Consider the following 21,918-nt stretch of genomic DNA (forward strand, 5'->3'; position numbering starts at 1 on the left):
GCGGCCTCAGGACGTCTCGTCGGCCATCCGCGCCAGCGTGGTCACGGTGCGCCAGTTGCGCGACGTGCCGCGCGGGCCGCCGCGACGGGAGAGCCGCGCCGCGAGCTCGCTGCGGCCGATGCCCTGCGGCAGGTACAGGTAGAGCTCGCGGCCGACGGCAGCCAGGTCCTCGGGTCCCGTGACCTCGACGTCCGGGACCCGCGCGACCTGCGTGCCGGGCAGGAACACGACGTGGTGGTGCGTCGGGTCGTCGTCGCGGTCGAGGAACGGGTTGGCGCCGACGACGGCGTGCAGCTCCTCACGCGTGCGGACCACCACGTCGGGGGCGAGGTCGAACGCCTCGGCGAACGCCGCACGCAGCACCGTGGCGACCTCCTCGGTGTCCGTACCGCCCGTCGTCAGCAGCACGTTGCCGCTGTTGACGTAGGTGCGCACGGCGCCGTAGCCGACCTCTGAGACGACGCGCCGCAGGTCGGCCATCGGGACGCGGGTGGCGCCACCCACGTTCACGCCGCGCAGCAGCGCCACCATCACGGTCATCGTGCGTCCTCCCTCGGTGCGGCGCTGCCCTGCTCGTCGTCCCCCACGCCCGTCAGAACAGCGTGCCCGTGCCCGACGCGACACGCGCCTCCAGCGCGAGCAGCACGCGCTTGCGCTCGACGCCTCCCGAGAACCCGGTGAGCGTGCCGTCCGCCCCGATCACGCGGTGGCACGGCACGACGATCGGCAGCCGGTTCGCGCCGTTCGCGGCGCCGACCGCCCGTGCCGTCGTGCGCGGGTCGAGCCCGAGCGACGTCGCGAGGGCGCCGTACGTCGTCGTCGTGCCGTACGGGACGGCGCGCAGCCCCTCCCACACGCGCTGCTGGAAGTCGCTGCCGCGGTAGCGCAGCGGCAGGTCGAAGTCCCGGAGCTCACCCGCGAGGTACGCGGCGAGCTGGTGCACCGCGGTGGCCAGCACCGGGTCGTGCGCCGGGTCGACGCGCTCCCCCAGACCGTCCGTGGCCGCCGAGCCGTCCGCGTGCGGGAACCGGACGTCCGTCAGCGCGCCGTCCGTCACCCCGACGGCCACCGGCCCGAACGGTGCGGGTACCACCGCGTGCGTCGTCACGGACGCCATCCTGCCGCGGACCACCGACACGCGGGGTCCCCGCTACAGCGCTCCGTGCGGGGCCCGTCCCCCCGCGGGAGGACGTCGGGGACGCGCCCGGGCGCAGGTCACGCACATGCCCTGACACGACCGGTCCCGCCCCCGGCGCAGGGAGCGGGACCTGGCGGAGAGCCGTCTCGCCGGCACGAGGCGTGGCGGTCTCTCTGACCCCGGAGGGCCGGCCCGGCTCTCGCCGGACCCTTGCTACGTGCGGAATGACGTGGGTGTCGGACCCGCAGGTGGCCGGTCGCGGTGGTGGCGCGAACGGCTGTTTCCAGAGGATGGCACTCCCACGTGACCTCCGCATCTCGAACATGCGACCAGTTCGCGACCAGGACTTTGCCGTCGTGTTTCGGCAGGCAGCGACGCCGGGGCCTGCCCGAGGACCCGGAGCCAGCGTGTCGTCGTGCGCGTGCCCCTGGAGCCCGGACCAGCCCTCACGTCGATCGCGGCGCGCGCCGTGCCCGGCGTCGAGGAGGTCGACGTGGCTGCGGGCACGGTGCGGCGCCTCGTCGACCTCGGTGCGGGTCCGGTGCCCGTCACCGCCCATCTGACGACCGCCGGGGTCGAGGTGCACCTCGACGGACCCGGTCGGCCACGGGCCGCTCCCGGCGGCTCCACCTGACGAGGTCCGCGCGAGCCTCCTGGCGATCCCGGGCATCGGCCCGTGGACGGCCGACGTCGTCGCGCTGCGCGCGCTCGGGGACCGCGACGCCTTCCCGTGGGGGGACCTGGTCCTGCGTCGGGCGCTGGACGTGCCCGACGCGCGCGACGTCGCTGCCGCCGGCCGCGCGTGGTCGCCGTGGCGCGCGTTCGTCGCGACGCACCTGTGGTCGGCGGTGGGGTACGCGGACTGAGGACGACCCCGGGACGGCGGAGCCGGGGCGGACCCCGGCCAGGGCCGGACGGGTGAGCCGGGCCTCGGAGCGGGCGCGATCCGGTGACGAGACGGTCACGATCCCGGTGTTCCGGTCCCTGCAAGGTGTCCCGCACCTAGCGTGCGGCCATGACGCACCGCACCCGCACCCTCGTGGCCACCGTCGCCGTGCTCGCCGCTCTGACGGGGTGCAGCGCCGACGGCAGCGCCGACGGCATGACCGACCCGGCCGCGGCCGACGACGTCGCCGCGCTCAGCGCCGAGGGCGGCCAAGCCGTGGTCGGGGACGACACGGCCCAGGACACCGAGGGCGAGGACGGGCAGCAGGTCGTGCAGACGGCCCACGCCACCATGACCGCTCCGGATCCTGTCGCGGCGGCCCGTCAGGTCGTGGTCCTGGCCACGCGGCTCGAGGGACGCGTCGACGCCCGCTACGAGTACTCCGGGGCGGGTGAGGACGAGCCCGGCAGCGCGTCGCTGACCCTGCGCATCCCGTCGAGGTCGATGGCGGATCTGCCCGAGGACCTCGGCAAGATCGGCGAGGTCAGGGAGTTCCAGGTCGCGACCGAGAACGTCACGAACGCGGCCGAGGACCTGGACGCGCGCATCACGGCGACCGAGCTCTCGGTCGAGCGAATGTCGGGCCTCCTGGGTCGTGCGTCGACGACCAGCGAGATCATCGAGGCCGAGAGCGCCCTGACCGACCGGCAGGCCAACCTCGAGCGCCTGCGGTCCGAACGCGCGCGCCTGGCGGACCGGGTCGCGCTGTCCACGGTGGACGTCGAGATCTACGCGCCCGAGCGCGCACCCGAGCCGGTCGAGGAGGGGCCCAAGACGTTCCTCGACGGTCTCGAGACAGGGTGGACGGCCTTCACCGCCGCAGTCCGCGGGTTCCTCGTCGTCGTCGGCGTGCTGCTGCCGTGGCTGGTCCTGGGTGCGCTGGTCGCGGCCGTCGTCGTGGTGACACGCCGTCGCCGCCGGGCCGCCCTCACGACCACGTCGCCGACCGGCACGACCTCGCCGCCGCCCGCCGACCCGGCCACGGTCTCACCTGCAGCCTCACCTGCAGCCTCACCCTCGGCCCCGTCGGGAGGGTCGCCCGCGGGCCCGTCCGGGAACGCCTGACACCCGCCGCGCGGCACCGGACCGACGTCCGGCGCCCTCCCATATGCCCGAAGGTCCTGTCGCCCGCACAGCCGCCAGTCGTAATCTCTTGGCAAAGGACAGGTCGCGACGCTCGTCGCCACGGCCTGCCCGCCGGGTGCTGCCTCGACGAGCGCGCCCGGTCCACAAGGCGAAGGAGCTGCCATGAGCGTCACCGTGACCGGTCCCCTGGCGGGCGTGTCTCTTGCACCCGACGTGCGCGCTGCCCTGGAGGCCAGTCCCCGGCTGGTCATCCCCGCGACGCGCGAAGACCTCTACCAGCTGGCACTGGGCCCCGAGGGTGGCCCCGTGTTCACGGTCGAGTACGACGTGAACGGCGAGATGATCCCGGAGGCGACGGTCACGCGGTGCCGCAACGGCGTCGCCGTGAACTACCCCGAGGACTACATGCGCCGGCGCGACCCGGACTGCATGCGGATCGCCGACGACCTGCCGACCGACAAGCCGCGCTACCGCGACGTCTTCGGCGAGGAGTTCGACCCGACGCGCGCCGAGACCCTCGAGTGGCTCGGCACGCAGGAGCTCGTGGTCGTGCCGTTCAAGGCCGGTGGCCCCCGGTTCGGCTACCCGTCCCTGGCGATCATCCCGCTGAACAGCGCCTTCTTCGCCCTCACGCTGGTCGACCTGCAGGGCTGGGTGACGTTCGACGAGATCGGGCCGTTCACGCCCCGTTCCATCCTGTACGTGGCGCCCCCGTTCCGGCACACGCACTTCGACGGGCGCCAGGTGGTCGTCCACAACCGCTCGCGCGAGCTGCACGAGGTGTGGGCGTACAACCTGTACCCGGGGCCCAGCGCCAAGAAGGGCGTCTTCTCGGTGCTGCTCGACATCGGCGAGCAGGAGGGCTGGCTCACGGCGCACGCGTCGAGCGTGCGCGTGACGACGCCGTACGAGAACGAGACCGTGATCATGCACGAGGGCGCCTCGGGCGGTGGCAAGTCCGAGATGTGCCAGGAGATCCGGCGCGAGGACGACGGCCGCATCCTCGTGGGGACCAACGTCGTGCGCAACGAGCCGTACCACATCACCCTCGGCGAGACGTCCGCGCTGGCGCCCGTGACCGACGACATGACGCTGTGCCACCCGTCAGTCCAGAAGGGCAACGGCAGGCTCGTCGTCGCCGACGCGGAGGCGGGGTGGTTCGTGCGCGTCGACGGCATGACCCACTACGGGGAGGACCCGGCGTTCGAGCGCGCGGTCATCCACCCCAAGGAGCCCGTGCTGTTCCTGTCGATCGACGGTGTCGCCGACGCGACCGCGCTGCCGTGGGAGCACACGCTGGACTCGAACGGCAAGCGGTGCCCCAACCCGCGCGTCGTCATCCCGCGCTCGTTCATCAAGAACGTGATCAGCGAGCCCAAGGAGGTCGACGTCCGGACGTTCGGCGTCCGGATGCCCCTGTGCACGCGGGAGAAGCCCAGCTACGGGATCATGGGGATGATGCACATCATCCCGCCGTCGCTGGCGTGGGTGTGGCGCCTCATCGCCCCGCGGGGGGACAAGAACCCGTCGATCGGCGAGAGCAAGGACGTCAAGAAGGCGCTCAAGCACGGCGGCATGGTCGCCGAGGGCGTCGGGTCGTACTGGCCGTTCTCGACGGGCACCAAGGTGGCCGCCGCGAACCTGCTGCTGCGCCAGATCGTCGAGAACGACCGCACGCGGTACGTGCTGGTGCCCAACCAGCACATCGGCGCGTACAAGGTCGGGTTCTCCGCCGAGTGGCTCACGCGGGAGTACCTGGCCCGACGTGGCGGCGGGCGCATCCAGCCCGACCAGCTGACGCCCGCGCGCTGCTCGCTGTTCGGCTACCGGCCCAAGGACGTCAAGCTCGACGGGCAGCAGATCCGTCCGACGCTGCTGCAGCCCGAGTACCAGTCGCAGGTCGGGCTCGAGGCGTACGACGCCGGCGCGCAGATCCTCACGGACTTCTTCTGCTCCGAGCTCGAGCAGTTCATGACGGACGAGCTCGACCCGCTGGGGCGGCAGATCATCGAGCTGGTGCTGCGGGGCGGCACCGTCGAGGAGTACGAGGCGCTCACACCGCTGTACGTCTGAGGCGCGCACCGGGGCCGCATCCTGCACGTCAGGGTGCGGCCCCGACCTGTGTCGCGCCACCCCCTGGCGTGCCACGATGCGAAGACGTCCGGCACTGCCACCCGACCGAGGTGACGCATGACGAGCACGGCACACGACCACGTCCGACGCGGCACGGACCCCGCCGTCCAGGACGGCGTCGACGACCTGCCCTACGCCCAGGAGCCGGACGAGGTGCTCGCCCGGCTCGGCACGACGCGCTCCGGGCTGGACGCCGGCGAGGCGGCAGGCCGCCTGCAGGCGGTCGGACCCAACCGGCTCCCCACGGCGCCGCGCCCCTCGGCGATCCGCCGGTTCCTGTCCCACTTCGACGACGTGCTCATCTACATCCTGCTGGCCGCCGCCGTCCTCAAGGCGTTCCTGGGCGACTGGGTCGACTTCGGCGTCATCCTCGTCGTCGCGCTGGTCAACGCGCTGGTGGGGTTCCTGCAGGAGGGGCAGGCCGAGCGCGCGCTCGACGGGATCCGCACGATGCTCTCGCTGACCGCGACCGTGCGGCGCGACGGACGGTGGACCGAGGTCGACGCCGAGACGCTCGTGCCGGGTGACGTCGTGCGCGTGCGTTCGGGCGACAAGGTGCCCGCCGACGTGCGGCTCGTGCGTGCGACGAACCTGCAGGTCGACGAGTCGGCCCTGACGGGCGAGTCGGTGCCGGCCGTCAAGGACGTGGCCCCGGTCGGCGCCGACGCGGGCGTCGGCGACCGCTCGAGCATGCTCTTCTCGGGCACCATCGTCGCGGCCGGCACGGGCGGCGGCGTCGTGACGGCCACCGGTGCCCGCACCGAGATCGGGCGCATCCAGGCGCTGATCGCGGGTGTCGACCACCTCGACACGCCGCTCACGCAGCAGCTCGGCCACCTCGGCACGCTGCTGTCGCGCGGGATCCTCGGCATGGCGTTCGTCATGCTCGTCGTCGGTCGGGTCGTCCACGACTTCGCGCTCCCGGACCTCGTCTCCGCCGCCATCGGGTTCGCGGTCGCGGCCGTCCCCGAGGGTCTGCCGGCCCTCGTCACCATCACCCTGGCGCTCGGCGTCCAGCAGATGGCGCGGCAGCACGCGATCACCCGCAAGCTGCCCGCGGTCGAGGCGCTCGGCTCCGTCACGACGATCTGCTCGGACAAGACCGGCACGCTGACGAGGAACGAGATGACGGCCCGCACGGTCGTCACCGCGGAGCGCACGTACGCCGTCGAGGGCCTGGGCTACGAGCCGACCGGGAGCGTGACGCTCGACGGCTCCCCCGCGTCGCTCGCCGAGCACACGGACCTCGCCGCGCTGGTCCGCGCGGGTGCGCTGTGCAACGACGCCCGGGTGACGGCCGGGGACGACGGCCGGTGGACCATCGTCGGGCAGCCGACCGAGGCGGCGCTGCGCACGCTCGCCCTCAAGACGGGTGCCGACACGGGGGGCACGCAGCGGCTCGCGGCCGTGCCGTTCGAGTCCGCCCACAAGCTCTCCGCGACGCTCGACCGCCTCGCGGACGGCACGCTGCGCCTCCACGTCGTGGGTGCGCCGGACCGGCTCCTGGACCGCTCGACCACACAGCGCGGCCCGGACGGCGCACCGGTGCCGCTGGACCGCGCGCACTGGGAGCGCACGATCGACGCGCTCGGCGCGCAGGGCCTGCGCGTGCTCGCCGCCGCGGAGCGCCCGGCGGCACCCGGCACGTCCGCGCTCACGCTCGAGGACGTCGAGACCGGGCTCACGTTCCTGGGCGTCGTCGGCATCGTCGACCCCCCGCGGCCCGAGGCGGTCGCCGCCATCGCCGACTGCCACCGCGCGGGGATCGCGGTGAAGATGATCACCGGCGACCACGCGGGCACGGCCGTCGCCATCGCGCGCGAGCTCGGCATCGTCGCGCCGGGCCACGACGTGCAGGCACTCACGGGTCCCGAGCTCGAGGCCATGAGCGCCGAGGACCTGCGCCGCCGCGTGCAGGACGTCGACGTGTACGCGCGCACGAGCCCCGAGCACAAGATCCGCATCGTGCGGGCGCTGCAGTCGCACGGCGAGGTCGTCGCGATGACCGGCGACGGCGTCAACGACGCGCCCGCCCTGACGCGCGCCGACATCGGGATCGCCATGGGGATCAAGGGGACGGAGGCGACCAAGGAAGCTGCCGAGATCGTCCTGGCGGACGACAACTTCGCGACCATCGAACGGGCGGTCGAGGAGGGGCGGCGGATCTACGACAACATCCGCAAGTCCGTGGTGTTCCTCCTGCCGACCAACGGCGCGCAGTCGCTCGTGATCCTCGTCGCCGTGCTGCTGGGACTGGCCCTGCCGCTGACGCCGGTGCAGATCCTGTGGGTCAACCTGGTCACCGCGGTGACCCTCTCGCTGGCGCTCGCGTACGAGCCCGCGGAGCCGGGGATCATGGACCGGCCGCCGCGCTCGAGGAAGGAGGCGGTGCTGTCCCGGCCGTCGCTCGTGGTCGTCGTGTGGGCCTCGCTGCTCATCGGCGGTGCCACCCTGGCGATCTACCTGGTCGAGAAGGAGCTCGGTGCGGACGACGCGGTGGCCCGGACCGCCGCCGTCGCGATGCTCGTGCTGGGCCAGATGGCCTTCCTGTTCTCCTGCCGGTTCCTCAACGGCTCGAGCCTCACCTGGCGCGTCCTGACGGGCAACCGTGTGGTCTGGATCGCCGTGGGGTCGCTGCTCGTCCTGCAGCTGGTGTTCACCTACGCGCCGTTCATGCAGGCGTGGTTCGGGTCCGCCGCCATCGCCCCGCGCGACTGGGGCCTGGCGCTGCTCGTCGCCGTGGGCGTGTTCCTGCTGTGCGAGGTGGGCAAGGTCGTCGCTCGCCGCATGCGGCCATGAAGCGCCCGCGTCTCACGCGGGCGTGCGCTCCGGCGGCACGAACCAGCTGACGGAGCGCGCGACGTCGCCGGCGCGCAGCCAGGTGTGCCGTTCCGAGCGCGGGTCGGCGTCGTGCTCGCGCCACGCCACCATGACGTGCGTGCGCGTCCACCGGATCGCCCGCGCAGCCCGCCACTCCTCGCCACCGTCCGACCAGACCAGCCGCACGACGACCGCGACATCGCCCTGCGGACGGGTCGGGATGCCGTCGGGGACCTCGCAGTTGGCGACGTCACGCGCCGGGGGCCGTGGAGGGAGCGGTGGTCCGGACATGGTGCCAGCCTAGTCGAACACGTGTTCGAAGGATCCGTCGCGGCGGCGGAATCACCCGCGCGAGGGCGACCTGCACACCACGGCGTCGCTCAGCCCAGCTGGTTGATGCGGACCATGTTGCCGGCGGGGTCGCGGAACGCGCAGTCGCGCGTGCCGTAGGGCTGGTCCATCGGCTCCTGGACCACCTCGGCGCCCCCGGCCTGCACCCGCTCGAACGCCGCGTCGACGTCGGTCGTCGCCAGGACCACGGACGCGTAGGAGCCCTTGGCCATGAGCTCGGCGATCGTGCGCCGCTCGTCGTCGGTGATCCCCGGGTCGGCGGCGGGCGGGTGCAGGACGATCGACGTCTGCGGCTGCGCGGGCGGGCCCACGGTGATCCAGCGCATGTCGCCGTAGCCGACGTCGTTGCGCACGTCGAAGCCGAGCACGTCGCGGTAGAACGCGAGCGACGCCTCGGGGTCGTCGGTGGGGAGGAACGTGTAGTGGATGAGGAGGTCCATGCCCGCCACGCTAGGAGGACGCGCGCGCCGCCCGCTTCTCGGATCCTGACCGATCACGGCGCGGCCGCATCACCTGCTTGGCCTCGCAGCTGGGGATGCCCGCGCCGTCGTCCGCGGCGGTGCGCCGGTACTCCGACGGCGGGATCCCGACCAGCTCGGAGAAGCGTGTGCTGAACGTCCCGAGCGACGAGCACCCGACCGCGAAGCAGACCTCCGTCACCGACAGGTCCCCGCGCCGCAGCAGCGTCATGGCGCGCTCGATGCGGCGCGTCATGAGGTAGGAGTACGGCGACTCCCCGAACGCGGCCCGGAACCGGCGGCTCAGGTGCCCGGCCGACATGTGTACGCCGCGGGCCAGCGCCTCGACGTCCAGCGGCTGCGCGTAGTCCCGGTCCATGCGGTCGCGGACCCTGCGCAGCAGGCGCAGCTCCTGCAGGCGCGCGTCACCGGCCGTCGTGCCGGTGGTCGTGCCGGTGGTCGTGCCGCTCGCCATCCCGACAGCCTGCCGCGTGGGACGCCGGATGCCCAGTCCCCGGAGGGTGGCCGCCGCGCGCACGCTCGTCGTGACGCGACGGCGGCGACCGGGTGAAAACCCGGCCGCCGCCGCCGTCCCCAGGCCCCGGACGGGTGAGAGTGGTGACGTGCACACGGGTGACGACGTCGACGACAGCCCTGAGCGAGCGCCGTCGCTCGCGTCCCACCCGTACTTCGACGACCCCAGCGGCGTCGTCGCGCTCGCGCACCGCGGGTTCGCGCTCGACGGGCGGGAGAACTCGCTGACGGCGTTCGCCGCCGCCGTGGACCTGGGCTTCCGGTACGTCGAGACGGACGCCCACGCGACGTCCGACGACGTCGCCGTCGCGCTGCACGACGAGACGCTGGACCGCACGACCGACGCGGAGGGGCTCGTCTCCGAGCTGCCGTGGTCGGTCGTCGGGCGTGCGCTCATCGGCGGGGTCGACCCCGTGCCGCGGTTGGAGGACGTGCTGGGCACGTGGCCGGGCCTGCGCGTGAACATCGACGTCAAGAGCGAGCACGCGATCGTGCCCGTGGCGCACGCGATCGAGCGGACCGCGTCGCACGACCGCGTGTGCGTGACGTCGTTCTCCGGGTCCCGCCGGCGCGAGACGCTCGCCCGGCTCAGCCGGCCGGTGGCCACGTCGGCGGCGTCGGCGGAGGTCGCACGGTTCCTCGTGTCGCACCGGGCCCGAGCGGGGCGCCTGGCGGCCCGCGCGCTGCGGGACGTCGACGCGATGCAGGTACCGGTCGCACAGGGGCGCCTACGCGTGGTCGACGCGAGCACGGTCGCCGCGGCGCACGCGGCCGGCCGTCACGTGCACGTGTGGACGGTGAACGACCCGGCCGAGATGCACCGCCTGCTCGACCTGGGGGTCGACGGTCTGGTCACCGACCGCGCGGACCTCCTGCGTGACGTGCTGCGCTCGCGCGGCGCCTGGACCTGACCCCGCACGAGCGGGGCGCGGTGCAGACCCAGGCTGTGGACAGGGACTGCGGTGTCGGCGCGGTTCGCTAGCGTGCGACGCGTGACGACGACGGGGCACGCACGGGCGCACGGCTCCCCCGGCCTGTTGCGGGTCCACACGTCCGAGCGCACGGACGTGCTGGTGGACGCGCTCGCCGACCTGCTCGCCGACGTCCCGCCGGGCACCGACCCGTTCGCGCGCGAGGTCGTCGCCGTGCCGACGCGCGGCGTCGAGCGCTGGGTCGCGCAGCGGCTCTCCCACCGCCTCGGGGCCGGACCGGGCGGCGAGGCCGGGGTGTGCGCACGCATCGACTTCGACCCGCCCACGCGGCTCGTGCGCGACACCGTGGCCGCTGCCACGGGAACGGCACGCGACGACGACCCGTGGGAGCCCGAGCGCCTGGTGTGGCACGTGCTGCGGGCGGTCGACGACGCGGTGGCGTCCGGGACGGCGTGGGGTGCGCCCCTCGCCCGGCACCTGCAGGACGAGCCGGGTGCGCGCGACGCCGTGCGGGCCGGGCGACGGCTGCGCCTGGCGCAGCGGATCGCGGGAGCGTTCGCCGCGTACGCGACGCAGCGACCGTCGCTGGTCGTCGCCTGGGCCGCCGGGCGCCAGGAGGACGGCGCGGGCGCGCCCCTGCCCGCGGACGTGGCCTGGCAGGCGCCGCTGTGGCGCGCGGTACGGGCGACGGTCGACGCGCCGAGCCCGGCCGAGCTCCTCGCCGACGCGTGCCGGGTGCTACGCGACGACCCGGACCGGTGCGACCTGCCGCCACGGCTCTCCGTGCTGGGCCCGACACGGCTGCCGCAGGCGCACGTCGACGTGCTGACCGCGCTCGCGGTGCACCGCGACGTGCACCTGTGGCTGCCGCACCCGTCGCCCGTCCTGTGGCAGCGCGCGGCGGCGGTGGGTCCGGGGCCCTCGCTGCCGACGGCACCACGCCGTGCGGACGTGCCGAGCGTGGCCGTCCACCCGCTGCTCGCGTCGGCCGCGCGCGACGCGACCGAGCTCGGGGTGCGGCTGGCCGCGACGGGCGCGCAGGTCACGCACCACCCGGCCCCGCCGCCGCCGTCAACGGTCCTGGGAGCGCTGCAGGCGGCGCTGCGCGCGGACGAGCGGCCGACGACCCGCGCGGCTGCCGCCGAGGACGACCGCACGGTCCAGGTCCACGCGTGCCACGGCCGCGGCCGGCAGGTCGAGGTGCTGCGGGAGGCCGTCCTGGGGCTCCTGGCGGACGACCCCACGCTGCAGCCGCGCGACGTGGTGGTGCTGTGCCCGGACGTCGAGGCGTTCGCGCCGCTGGTCGTCGCCGCGTTCGGCGCCGCCGCGACGCCGGGCGAGGCGGACGACGCGGGCGCGGCGCGGGGTGCCGCACGCCCCGCCGTGCACCCCGGCCGCACGCTGCGCGTCCGCGTGGCCGACCGCGCGCCGGCACGGACCAACCCGCTGCTGCGCGTGCTGTCCGCGCTGCTGGCGCTCGCGGGTTCCCGCGTCACGGCGTCGGGCGTCGTGGACCTCGCGGGCCTGCCCGCGGTGCGTCGGCGCTTCGGCTTCGACGACGCGGACACCGAGCGGCTGCGCGCGTGGGCGCTGGAGTCGGGCGTGCGGTGGGGCGAGGACCAGGACCGCCGCGCGCGGTACGGCCTGGGCGCGGTCGCGCAGGGGACGTGGCGCACGGCGACGGACCGCCTGCTGCTGGGTGTCGCGATGGCCGAGGAGGACCACCGGTTCGTCGGGTCGGCGCTGCCGCTGGACGACGTGGACAGCACGGACGTGGACCTCGCAGGCCGGTTCGCCGAGCTGGTCGACCGGCTGACCGCACTGCTCGACGAGCTCGAGGGCGTCCGCCCGGCCGCGGCGTGGTTCGACACGCTGGAGCGCGCGCTCGTCCTGCTCGCGGCCGCCGACCCGACGGAAGCGTGGCAGGAGGTCGAGGCGCGCCGGGTCCTCGCCGACGCGCGCGCGTCGGCCGCGGGGGGCGACGTGCCCCTGCGCCTGCCGGACGTCGTCGCGCTGCTCGAACCGCGCTTGGAGGGCCGCCCGACGCGCGCCGGCTTCCGCACCGGCGCCCTGACGGTCTGCTCGCTGGAGCCCATGCGCGCGGTACCCCACCGCGTCGTGTGCCTGCTCGGCATGGACGACGGCGTGTTCCCCCGCACGGGCGCGCCCGACGGTGACGACGTGCTCGCGCGCGACCCGCTGGTCGGTGAGCGCGACCGCCGCGCGGAGGACCGGCAGCTGTTCCTCGACGCCGTCATGGCCGCGGGCGACCATCTCGTGGTGGTGCACAGCGGCGCCGACGAGCGCACCGGCGCGCCGCGTCCCCCGGCCGTGCCCGTGGGTGAGCTGCTGGACGCGGTCGACGAGGCCGTCGCGCTGCCGGCCGGCCGCACGGCGCGCCAGGCGCTCGTCGTGCACCACCCGCTGCAGACGGTCGACGAGCGCAACTTCGTCCCCGGGGCCCTGGGGCGGCCGGGGCCGTTCAGCTTCGACGACGTGGACCGCCGCGCGGCGGCCGTGGCGCGCGAGCCCCGCCGCCCGCGACCGCCGCTGCTCACGACGCCGCTGCCCCCGCTCGACGAGCCGGTGGTCGACCTCGACGACCTCGTGTCCACGCTCGAGCACCCGGTCAAGGCGTTCGTGCGACGCCGGCTGGGCGTGCTGGTGCCGGGCGAGACCGAGGACCTCGACGATCGCCTGCCGTTGACGCTGGCACCGCTCGACGGGTGGGCCACGGGCGACCGGCTGCTCGCGGCGGTGCTCGACGGCGTCGACCTGACCAGGGCCGCAGCGGCCGAGCGCCGCCGCGGCAAGGTGCCGCCCGGCAACCTCGGGGGCGCGGCGCTGGCCGACGTCGCGACGCGCGTCGCGGCGGTCGCGGACGCCGCCGTCCCGGTGCTGGCGGTCCCGGCCACGACCGTCGACGTCACCGTCGCGCTGCCGGGCGGACGCACCCTGACCGGCACGGTGCCCGGCGTGCACGGGGACGTGCTGGTCCGCGCGGTGTACGCGCGGCTCGGCGCCAAGCACCGGTTGCGCGCGTGGGTCCGGCTGCTGGCGCTGGCCGCGAGCCCGGGGGCGCCTGCGGTGCGGGGTGCGGCGACCGTCGGGCGGGGCCCGGGGTCGCGCGCCACGGCCGCGACCTCGTGGCTCTCACCCCCGTCCGTCGAGGACGCCCGGCGCCTGCTCGCGGACCTCGTCGCCGTGCGTGACCGCGCGATGTGCGCGCCGCTCCCCCTGCCCGTGGCCGCCGCGGGCACCTACGCGCAGCGCCGCCACGGGCACGACGACCCGGCCGGTGCGCTGGCCGACGCGGAGCACGCGCTGCGGGACCGCTTCGAGCACACCGACGAGTACCACGTGCTCGCGTGGGGCGACGGCTTCACGCTCACGGGCGTGGCGGGCGACCCCGGGTCGGCGGACCGTGCGGCGTGGCCCGAGGAGCCCACGCTGTTCGGTGCGCTCGCGCGCACGGTGTGGGACACGCTCCTGACGCACGAGGGGCGGGGGCCCGCGTGAGCCCGACGACCGGCCCGGACGTGTTCGACGTCTGCGGCCCGCTGCCTACGGGGACCACGGTCCTCGAGGCGAGCGCGGGCACCGGCAAGACCTTCACGATCGCGGCGCTGGCCGCCCGGTACGTCGCCGAGGGTCACGCGCGCCTGCCCGAGCTGCTGCTGGTGACGTTCGGCCGCATGGCGACGAGCGAGTTGCGCGACCGCGTCCGTGCGCGGCTCGTCGACACCGAGCGCGCGTTGCGCGACCCCGGGGCCCGCACCAGCGACGACGTGCTGGTGCGGCACCTCGCGGACGTCGACGACGCCGAGCTGGTCCGTCGGCGCGACCGGCTGACGGTCGCGCTGTCCGAGGTGGACGCGGCCACGATCACGACGACCCACGGCTTCTGCCAGCAGATGCTGCGGGCGCTCGGCACGACGACGGGCGGGGGCGTCGTCGAGCCCGGCGCCGCGCTCCTGCCCGACGTCGCGGACCTCGAGGCGGAGGTCGTCGACGACCTCTACCTCGCCGCCTACGCGGGGGCGGAGCGACCCGTCCTGACGGTGGCCGAGGCGCGGGAGGTGGCGCGCGCCGCCGTGAGCGACCACGCGGCACGGCTCGCGCCGGACGACGCACCCGCGGGCACGCCCCCGGACCACCGGTTCCGCCTCGCGCGGGCCGCGCGGCGCGAGATCGTCCGGCGGCGGCGCGCCGCGCACGTGGTCGACTACGACGACCTGCTGACGCTGCTGCACGCGGCCCTCACGGACCCGACGACCGGTGCGGCCGCGGCGGAGCGCGTGCGCGCGCCCTACCGGGTCGTCATGGTCGACGAGTTCCAGGACACCGACCAGGTGCAGTGGCAGATCCTGCGGACCGCCTTCCACGGGCACCGCACGCTCGTGCTCATCGGCGACCCCAAGCAGGCGATCTACGCGTTCCGGGGCGCGGACGTCCACACCTACCTCGAGGCCCGCGACGTCGCGACGACGTCGACCCTGGGCCGCAGCTGGCGCGCCGACCCGCCGGTGCTCGACGGGCTGTCGCACCTGTTGGGCGGCGCGGCGCTCGGTGACCCGCGGATCGTCGTGCACCCGGTCGAGGCCGCGCGCACCGGGCGCCGGCTCGACGGTGGCCCGCCCGTCGTCGTGCGGCGCGTCACGCGCCGGGCGGTGAACGCCGGCAGCGCCGCCCCCCGCGTGGACGTGGTGCGCTCGCTCGTGCACCGCGACGTGGCCGCGCAGGTCGTCCGGACGCTGCGTGGCAGCCGGCTGCGCGACGGGGACGCGTGGCGTCCCGTGCTGCCCGGTGACGTCGCCGTGCTCGCACGACGCAACGCCGACGCGCTGGCCGTGCGCGAGGCGCTGGTGGACGCCGGCGTGCCGGCGGTGGTGTCCGGGCTGTCGAGCGTGTTCGCGACGTCCGCGGCGCGGGACTGGTTGCTGCTCCTCAGCGCGCTGGCGTCGACCGGTGACCCCGCGCGCGTCGCCGCGGCCGCGCTGACGCCCTTCGTCGGCTGGGACGCCGCGCGCCTGGCCGGCGCGAGCGACGTCGAGCGCGAGGACCTCGCGGACCTGCTGCGCGGCTGGTCGCACGTCCTGGCGGGTCAGGGCGTGGCCGCCCTGCTGCAGGCGAGCGCCGCGGCGGGGCTGCACGAGCGTCTCGCGGCACGCGTCGACGGTGAGCGCGCGCTCACCGACGTGCGGCACGTGGGCGAGGTGCTGCACGCCGCCGCGCGGGACGCGGGCCTGGGCGCGACGGCACTGACGGAGTGGCTGCGCGCGCGCATCGACGAGGCCGCCGGCGACTACGCGGAGGAGCGCAGCCGGCGCCTGGAGACCGACGCGGCCGCCGTCCAGGTCGTCACCGTGCACGCCGCCAAAGGCCTGGAGTTCCCGGTGGTGATGGTCCCGTTCGCGTGGGACCGGTTCGTCCCCCGCATGCCGAACGTGCTGCGGTACCACGACGCGGACGGCACCCGCCGCCTGCACGTCGGCGGACCGGCCAGCCCCGGCTACGACGACGCGCGGGCCCGCCACCAGGCGGAGGAGGCGGGTGAGGACCTGCGGCTGGCGTACGTCGCGCTGACCCGCGCGAGCAGCCAGGTCGTCGTGTGGTGGGCGCCCAGCACGGTGTCGGCGTCGGGCGCGGTGGGCCGCCTCGTGCTCGGGGCCCGCGACGCGCAGGGGCTGCCGCCGGCCACGGTGCCCGTGCCGCGCGACGACCAGGCGGCGGCGGGCTTCGACGCCCTGGCGGCACGCTCGGGCGGGACGGTCGTCCACGAGACGGTGGACGCGCCGCCGCCGGCCGTGCGGTGGGAACCGGCGCGCGGTGACGCCGTGCCGCTGGAGGTCGCGCGCCTGCGGCGGGGCGTCGACACGACGTGGCGGCGCACGTCGTACTCGGGGATCACGGCCGCCGCGCACGACGCGGGCCCGGCCGGGCCGTCGGCGCCGGACCGCGTCGGCGTCGCGGACGAGCCGGAGGAGCCGGGGATCCAGGACGAGGCGGACGGGCCCGTCCCGGTACCCCCGCCCCACGCGGGGTACGGCGACGAGCCCGACCCCGAGGTGCTCGCGCGCACCACGCCGGACCCGGTCGTCGTGGCGACGCTGCGCGCCGTGCGGTCGCCCCTCACCGACCTGCCGGGCGGCACGGCGTTCGGCACGCTCGTGCACCACGTGCTCGAGCGCGTGGACACGTCCGCCGACGACCTCGTGGGCGAGCTGCGCGCACGCTGCGTCGAGGCGGCCGGGCACGGCGGCGGGCTCGGCCTCGACCCCGACGTCCTGGCGGACGCCCTGCTGCCCTCGCTGCACACGCCGGGTGGGCCGCTGCTGGGCGGGCGCACGCTCGCGCAGGTCCCGCCGCACGACCGGCTGGCGGAGCTCGACCTCGAGCTGCCGCTCGCCGGGGGTGACCTGGACGGGTCCGGGCGGCGTCCGGCGACCCTGGGCGACGTCGCGGACCTGCTGCGCGTCCACCTTCCGTCCGACGACCCGTTCGCGGCGTACGCCGGCCGGCTCGACGCGCTGCACGCCGACCCGGCGACGCGGCCCGGTGCCCTGCGCGGGTACCTCACGGGCAGCATCGACGCCGTCCTGCGCGTCGAGGTCGACGGCGACACCCGGTACGTCGTCGTCGACTACAAGACCAACCGGCTGGGCCCGCCCGACGAGCCGCTGACCGCCTGGCACTACCGTCCCGAGGCGATGCGCGTGGCGATGCTCGACGCGCACTACCCCCTGCAGCTGCTGCTGTACACGGTCGGGCTGCACCGGTTCCTGCGGTGGCGGCTGCCGGGGTACGACCCGGACCGGCACCTGGGCGGCGGGGTGTACCTGTTCGTGCGCGGCATGTGCGGTCCGGCCACGCCGGTCGTCGACGGGTCACCGTGCGGTGTGGTGTCGTGGCGGCCACCATCGGCGCTGGTCGAAGGGCTCTCGGCGCTCCTCGACGGGAGGACGGGACGATGAGCACGGACACCGGGACGCACGTGCGGTCCGCGCTGCCGGGCGCGGACGCCGACCCGGGCGACCCGCGTCGGCCCTGGTGCGCGGGCGCGCTGCTCGCCGGGTTCGCCGCCGCGGGCGTCCTGACGTCCGCCGACGTGCGCGTCGCCGAACGGCTGGGAGAGCTCACGGGTGAGGATGACCCGACCGTGCACCTGGCGGCCGCGCTCGCGGTGCGCGCCGTGCGGGCCGGGTCGGTCTGCGTCGATCTGGCCGACGCGCCGACGCTCGCGGCCGAGGGCTCCGGCGACGAGCCCGACGCTCCCCCGCCGGACGTCGCCCTGCCGTGGCCGGACCTCGTGGAGTGGACCGCAGCCGTGCGGCGCAGCCCGATGCTCGCCGACGGCGTCGACGGCCCGGCCGACCGGCCGGTGCGCTGGGTGGACGGACGCGTCTACCTCGACAGGTACTGGCGCGACGAGCAGGTGGTCCGCCGCGACGTCGACGCGCGCCTCGTCGGGCTGCTCGACGTCGACGACGCCGCTCTGCGCGCGGCGGTGCACGCGCGGTTCGGCGGACCGCAGGACTCCCGCCAGCGCCTGGCCGCCGCGACCGCGGCACTGTCCCGGCTCACCGTCCTCACGGGCGGCCCCGGCACGGGCAAGACCACGACCGTCGCTCGCCTGGTCGCCGTCCTGCGCGACGTCGCGGGCCCGGGCCTGCGGGTCGCGCTCGCGGCACCGACGGGCAAGGCGGCTGCACGCCTGCAGGAGGCCGTGAACGCCGAGCTCGCGCGATTGGCGGGCGAGACCGCCGACGCCGCCGCACCGCTCACGGCGTCGACGGTGCACCGCCTGCTGGGGTGGCGCCCGTCGAGCACGCGCTTCGCGCACGACCGCACGCACCGACTCCCGCACGACGTGGTCGTCCTCGACGAGGCGTCGATGGTGTCCCTGCCGCTGCTCGCCCGCGTGCTCGACGCGCTGCGTCCGGACGCCCGGCTCGTCCTCGTCGGCGACCCCGACCAGCTCGCGTCCGTCGAGGTGGGCGCGGTGCTGGGCGACCTCGTCGCGCGTCCGCCGGCCCGCCGGATGCTGCCGGCTCGGCTGGCCGCCGTGCTGCCCGGCGACGTCCCGGGCGGCTCCCCCGCCGACGTCCGCGACGCCGCCGCCCTGCACGGCGGTGTGGTCCGACTCGTCGTACCCCACCGCTTCGGTCACGACCTCGGCGCGCTCGCCGACGCGGTCCGCCGCGGCGACGGCGACTCGACGCTCGCCCTGCTGCGCGCGGGCGGTCCGCACGCCTCCCTCGTCGAGCCGGCAGGGGTCACACCCGCCGACGACGAGGTCCCCGGCCTGCGGCTCGACGTCGGGTCGACGGGCGCTCTGGTCACGGCTGCCGCGCGCGCGGGTGACGCCGCCGGTGCGCTCGAGGCGCTGAACGCGCACCGGCTGCTGCTGGCGCACCGCCGCGGACCTGCCGGTGTGAGGCGCTGGGCCGCGCTCGCCGAGCGCTGGGTCGCCGAGGCGACCGGTGACCACGAGCACGGCCCGTGGCCGGTGGGCCGCCCCCTGCTCGTCACCGCCAACGACCGCACGACGGGCCTGTCGAACGGTGACACCGGCGTGATCGTGTCCGACGGCGCCGGCGGTGTGGTCGCGGCATTCGGCGAACCGCGCGCGGTGCGTCTGGTGCGCCCGCACCGCCTGCCCGCCGTCGAGCCCGTGCACGCCATGACGGTGCACCGCGCCCAGGGCAGCCAGTTCACGGGTGTCACCGTCCTGCTGCCACCCGCGTCGTCGCCCCTGCTCACGCGCGAGCTGCTCTACACGGCTGTCACGCGTGCGCGCGAGCACGTGCGCGTCGTCGGATCGGCCGACGCCGTGCGGGCGGCCGTGGAACGGCCGGTGCGTCGCGCGAGCGGTCTGCGGTTCGCGCGGTAGCCGGCGCCGGGCGCGCGAGGGGCCCGGACCCGGGCGGCTCTCGCCTACCCCGGATCCGGGCCCGTCGCCTCAGCAGCAGCTCTCGTGCGCCACGCGCTCGCGCGCGTCGTCGCGTGCCCGCCACCACTGGGCGCGGGTCAGCGGCGGGTGGTCGCCGTGGCGGGTGGCGTGCGCTGCGACGTACCGGTCGTACGCCGCCTCACCCGTCATCTCCCGCACGTACCACCGCACGGCACGGAGCACCTTCCTCATCTCAGTGCGACCCTCCTGCCATCAGCTTCGGGTCGCCGACCACCGCGTACTCCGCCTCGACCTTGCGCTCCAGCGGCGTCGGCACCAGCAGGCCGGACGGCGCGTAGAAGTGCGACGGCTCGTCGGGGTCCTCGCTCGTGTCGACCTCGTCCCCGCGTGCCGCGCCGGCCTTCAGCGACTTGACGACCGCCACGACGGCCGTCGCCATGAGCAGCCCGACGAGGACGACGAACAGGATCGACAGCGTTCCCTGGATGGCGGTGTTGCGCACGGTGGCCTCGGCGTTCGCGAGCGCCTGCTCGTCGAGCCCGCCGGCCGCGATCTTGTCCTTGGTGGCGTTGTGCAGCGCCCAGTAGCCGATCGCCAGGTCGCTGGAGAAGATCTTCTGGTAGGACGCGGTGAACGTGGTCGCGGTGTCGAACACGAGCGGCACCAACGGGATCCAGGCCCACTTCACGAAGCCCTTCTTCACGACCATCACCGTGACGATCGTCAGCGCACTCGCAGCGATGAGCTGGTTGGCGATGCCGAACAGCGGGAACAGCGTGCGGATACCGCCGTTGGGGTCGGTGACGCCCATGAGCAGCAGCGATCCCCACGAGGCCACGACGACGCCCGTCGTGAGCCACGACCCGAGACGCCAGCCCGGGTCCCGGAACTTCGGCAGCAGGTTGCCGATGGCATCCCCCAGCTGGAACCGCGCCACGCGGGTCACCGCGTCCACTGCGGACAGGATGAACAACGCTTCGAACATGATCGCGAAGTGGTACCAGAACGACATCATGGCTTTTCCGCCGACGACGCTGTGCATGATGTTCGCCATACCGACTGCGAGCGTGGGTGCACCGCCCGTGCGGGACACGATGGACGGCTCGCCGACGTCCTTGGCGACCTGCTCGAGAGCAGCGGCGCCCGTGAGCGTGACTTCCTCACCGTCGACGACGGAGTCCCACGTGACGATCGGCTGGTCGCCGGCCGGGTCCGAGACGCCGAGGTTCGCGATGGCGGCCGCAGCGTTCTCCTCGGCCGTGCCGTCGGCCGAGTACTGCTCGCCGGCCGTCTGCTCGATCGACGCCGGGGACATGTTCATCGAGAAGTAGATGCCCTGGTTGAGGGAGACCGCGGCGGCCAGCGCCATGATGGCGACGAACGACTCCATGAGCATGCCGCCGTACCCGATCATGCGGACCTGCGACTCCTTCTGGACCATCTTGGGGGTGGTCCCGGAGGAGACCATCGCGTGCATGCCGGACAGGGCGCCGCAGGCGATGGTGATGAACAGGAACGGGAAGAGCGCCCCGGCGAACACCGGGCCCTCCGAGTTGAACGCGAACTCGGTGACGTCGGGCATCTGCGCGATGGGCCGCACGACGATGATGCCGACGGCGAGCAGGAGGATCGTCCCGACCTTCATGAACGTCGACAGGTAGTCGCGCGGCGTGAGCAGCAGCCACACGGGCAGCACGGCGGCGAAGAACCCGTAGATGACCATGCACACGACGAGCGTCGTCGGGGTGAGGTGGAAGAAGTCACCCCACGAGGACTCGGCGACGTAGCGTCCGCCGATGATCGCCGCCAGCAGCGCGACGAACCCGATGACCGACACCTCGGTGACGCGGCCCGGGCGCAGGTACCGCAGGTACAGGCCCATGAGCAGCGCGATCGGGATGGTGCAGCCGACCGAGAAGACGCCCCACGGGGACTCGGCGAGCGCGTTGACGCAGACCAGCGCGAGCACGGCCAGGACGATCATGAGCATGACGAACACGACGATGATCGCGACCGTGCCGCCGAAGCGCCCGATCTCGTCGCGCGCCATCTGGCCCAGCGACCGCCCGCCGCGACGCATCGAGTAGAAGAGCACCAGCATGTCCTGGACCGCGCCGGCGACGACGACGCCGAGGATGATCCACAGCGTGCCGGGCAGGTAGCCCATCTGCGCCGCGAGCACGGGCCCGACGAGCGGCCCCGCACCGGCGATGGCGGCGAAATGGTGCCCGTAGAGCACGCGCCGGTCGGTGGGGTCGAAGTCACGGCCGTTGTTGATGCGCTCGGCGGGGGTCGCCCGCTTGTCGTCCGGGCGCATGATCTTCCGCTGGATGTACAGCGCGTAGAACCGGTACGCGATCGCGTACGTCGACACCGCGGTGACGACGAACCAGATCGTATTGACCTCTTCGCCGCGGACCACCGCCAGCATCATCCAGCCGCACGCGCCGACCAGGGAGATCGCGACCCAGAGGGCGATCTTCGCGGGGGTCCACCGTGGCTTCTCGACGACGCCGACGGGTACCCCGGCGTCGTCACGCAGGATTTCGGCCTGTTCCTCGGGCGTGTACTCGGGCACGCGCGGCTCTTGCGTGGTCGTCATGTCA

The 21,918-nt window shown here is 74.8% G+C and carries 15 protein-coding genes; 8 read left to right on the forward strand and 7 right to left on the reverse strand.

What is annotated here, in order from left to right:
* Positions 1 to 6 precede the first annotated feature (6 nt).
* Together NP048_RS12245 and NP048_RS12250 are read right to left on the reverse strand one after the other, a co-directional pair.
* Positions 7 to 540, reverse strand: a complete 534-nt coding sequence (locus tag NP048_RS12245; RefSeq protein ID WP_227575874.1) for a DUF1697 domain-containing protein — start codon at positions 538 to 540, stop codon at positions 7 to 9.
* Between the two features lie 52 nt (positions 541 to 592).
* A complete protein-coding gene (locus NP048_RS12250) occupies positions 593 to 1,117 on the reverse strand; it encodes a methylated-DNA--[protein]-cysteine S-methyltransferase (protein ID WP_372456778.1) in 525 nt (174 codons plus the stop codon).
* Positions 1,118 to 1,553: 436 nt separating this feature from the next.
* On the opposite strand from NP048_RS12250, the gene NP048_RS12255 reads away from it, so the two are divergent.
* The 4 genes from NP048_RS12255 (at position 1,554) to NP048_RS12270 (ending at position 8,102) form a co-directional block, all read left to right on the forward strand.
* Positions 1,554 to 1,772, forward strand: a complete 219-nt coding sequence (locus NP048_RS12255; RefSeq protein WP_227575876.1) for a hypothetical protein — start codon at positions 1,554 to 1,556, stop codon at positions 1,770 to 1,772.
* Between the two features lie 381 nt (positions 1,773 to 2,153).
* The gene (locus NP048_RS12260) at positions 2,154 to 3,149 is read left to right on the forward strand and encodes a DUF4349 domain-containing protein (RefSeq protein ID WP_227575877.1); all 996 of its coding nucleotides are present in this window, start codon (positions 2,154 to 2,156) and stop codon (positions 3,147 to 3,149) included.
* A 183-nt stretch (positions 3,150 to 3,332) separates the two neighbouring features.
* Positions 3,333 to 5,243 carry a DUF4914 family protein gene (locus NP048_RS12265; RefSeq protein ID WP_227575878.1) on the forward strand — a complete coding sequence of 637 codons (1,911 nt, stop codon included), beginning with the start codon at positions 3,333 to 3,335 and terminating at the stop codon, positions 5,241 to 5,243.
* A 117-nt stretch (positions 5,244 to 5,360) separates the two neighbouring features.
* Positions 5,361 to 8,102: a cation-translocating P-type ATPase gene (locus NP048_RS12270; protein WP_227575879.1), complete on the forward strand. Its 2,742-nt coding sequence runs from the start codon at positions 5,361 to 5,363 to the stop codon at positions 8,100 to 8,102.
* 12 nt (positions 8,103 to 8,114) lie between these two features.
* Here the strand turns inward: NP048_RS12270 and NP048_RS12275 are convergent, their stop codons facing one another.
* The 3 genes from NP048_RS12275 to NP048_RS12285 all read right to left on the reverse strand — a co-directional run bounded on the left by NP048_RS12275 (position 8,115) and on the right by NP048_RS12285 (position 9,407).
* Positions 8,115 to 8,414: a hypothetical protein gene (locus tag NP048_RS12275; RefSeq protein ID WP_227575880.1), complete on the reverse strand. Its 300-nt coding sequence runs from the start codon at positions 8,412 to 8,414 to the stop codon at positions 8,115 to 8,117.
* A gap of 89 nt (positions 8,415 to 8,503) precedes the next feature.
* Positions 8,504 to 8,914 carry a VOC family protein gene (locus tag NP048_RS12280; RefSeq protein ID WP_227575881.1) on the reverse strand — a complete coding sequence of 137 codons (411 nt, stop codon included), beginning with the start codon at positions 8,912 to 8,914 and terminating at the stop codon, positions 8,504 to 8,506.
* Positions 8,915 to 8,924: 10 nt separating this feature from the next.
* Complete coding sequence (locus NP048_RS12285) at positions 8,925 to 9,407, reverse strand: helix-turn-helix transcriptional regulator (protein WP_227575882.1); 483 nt, start codon at positions 9,405 to 9,407, stop codon at positions 8,925 to 8,927.
* Between the two features lie 148 nt (positions 9,408 to 9,555).
* On the opposite strand from NP048_RS12285, the gene NP048_RS12290 reads away from it, so the two are divergent.
* From NP048_RS12290 to recD, 4 genes are all read left to right on the forward strand, one after another.
* The gene (locus NP048_RS12290; protein WP_227575883.1) at positions 9,556 to 10,377 is read left to right on the forward strand and encodes a glycerophosphodiester phosphodiesterase family protein; all 822 of its coding nucleotides are present in this window, start codon (positions 9,556 to 9,558) and stop codon (positions 10,375 to 10,377) included.
* An 81-nt stretch (positions 10,378 to 10,458) separates the two neighbouring features.
* The gene (gene recC / locus NP048_RS12295; protein ID WP_227575884.1) at positions 10,459 to 13,917 is read left to right on the forward strand and encodes an exodeoxyribonuclease V subunit gamma; all 3,459 of its coding nucleotides are present in this window, start codon (positions 10,459 to 10,461) and stop codon (positions 13,915 to 13,917) included.
* Positions 13,914 to 17,372, forward strand: coding sequence for a UvrD-helicase domain-containing protein (locus NP048_RS12300; protein WP_227575885.1), 3,459 nt, complete (start codon positions 13,914 to 13,916; stop codon positions 17,370 to 17,372). The genes recC and NP048_RS12300 overlap by 4 nt, the downstream gene beginning before the upstream one ends.
* Positions 17,369 to 19,291, forward strand: coding sequence for an exodeoxyribonuclease V subunit alpha (gene recD / locus NP048_RS12305; protein ID WP_227575886.1), 1,923 nt, complete (start codon positions 17,369 to 17,371; stop codon positions 19,289 to 19,291). Before NP048_RS12300 ends, recD begins: the two co-directional genes overlap by 4 nt.
* Before the next feature lie 69 nt (positions 19,292 to 19,360).
* Here recD and NP048_RS12310 read toward each other — a convergent pair whose 3' ends face one another.
* Both NP048_RS12310 and NP048_RS12315 read right to left on the reverse strand, forming a co-directional pair.
* Entirely contained in the window at positions 19,361 to 19,543 is a 183-nt protein-coding gene (locus NP048_RS12310; RefSeq protein WP_227575887.1) for a CstA-like transporter-associated (seleno)protein, read from the reverse strand.
* Position 19,544: 1 nt separating this feature from the next.
* On the reverse strand, positions 19,545 to 21,914 hold the full coding sequence (locus NP048_RS12315) for a carbon starvation CstA family protein (RefSeq protein WP_227575888.1): 2,370 nt from the start codon (positions 21,912 to 21,914) through the stop codon (positions 19,545 to 19,547).
* Positions 21,915 to 21,918 lie beyond the last annotated feature (4 nt).

It is taken from the genome of Cellulomonas xiejunii (assembly GCF_024508315.1).
GTDB classification, from domain to species: domain Bacteria; phylum Actinomycetota; class Actinomycetes; order Actinomycetales; family Cellulomonadaceae; genus Cellulomonas; species Cellulomonas xiejunii.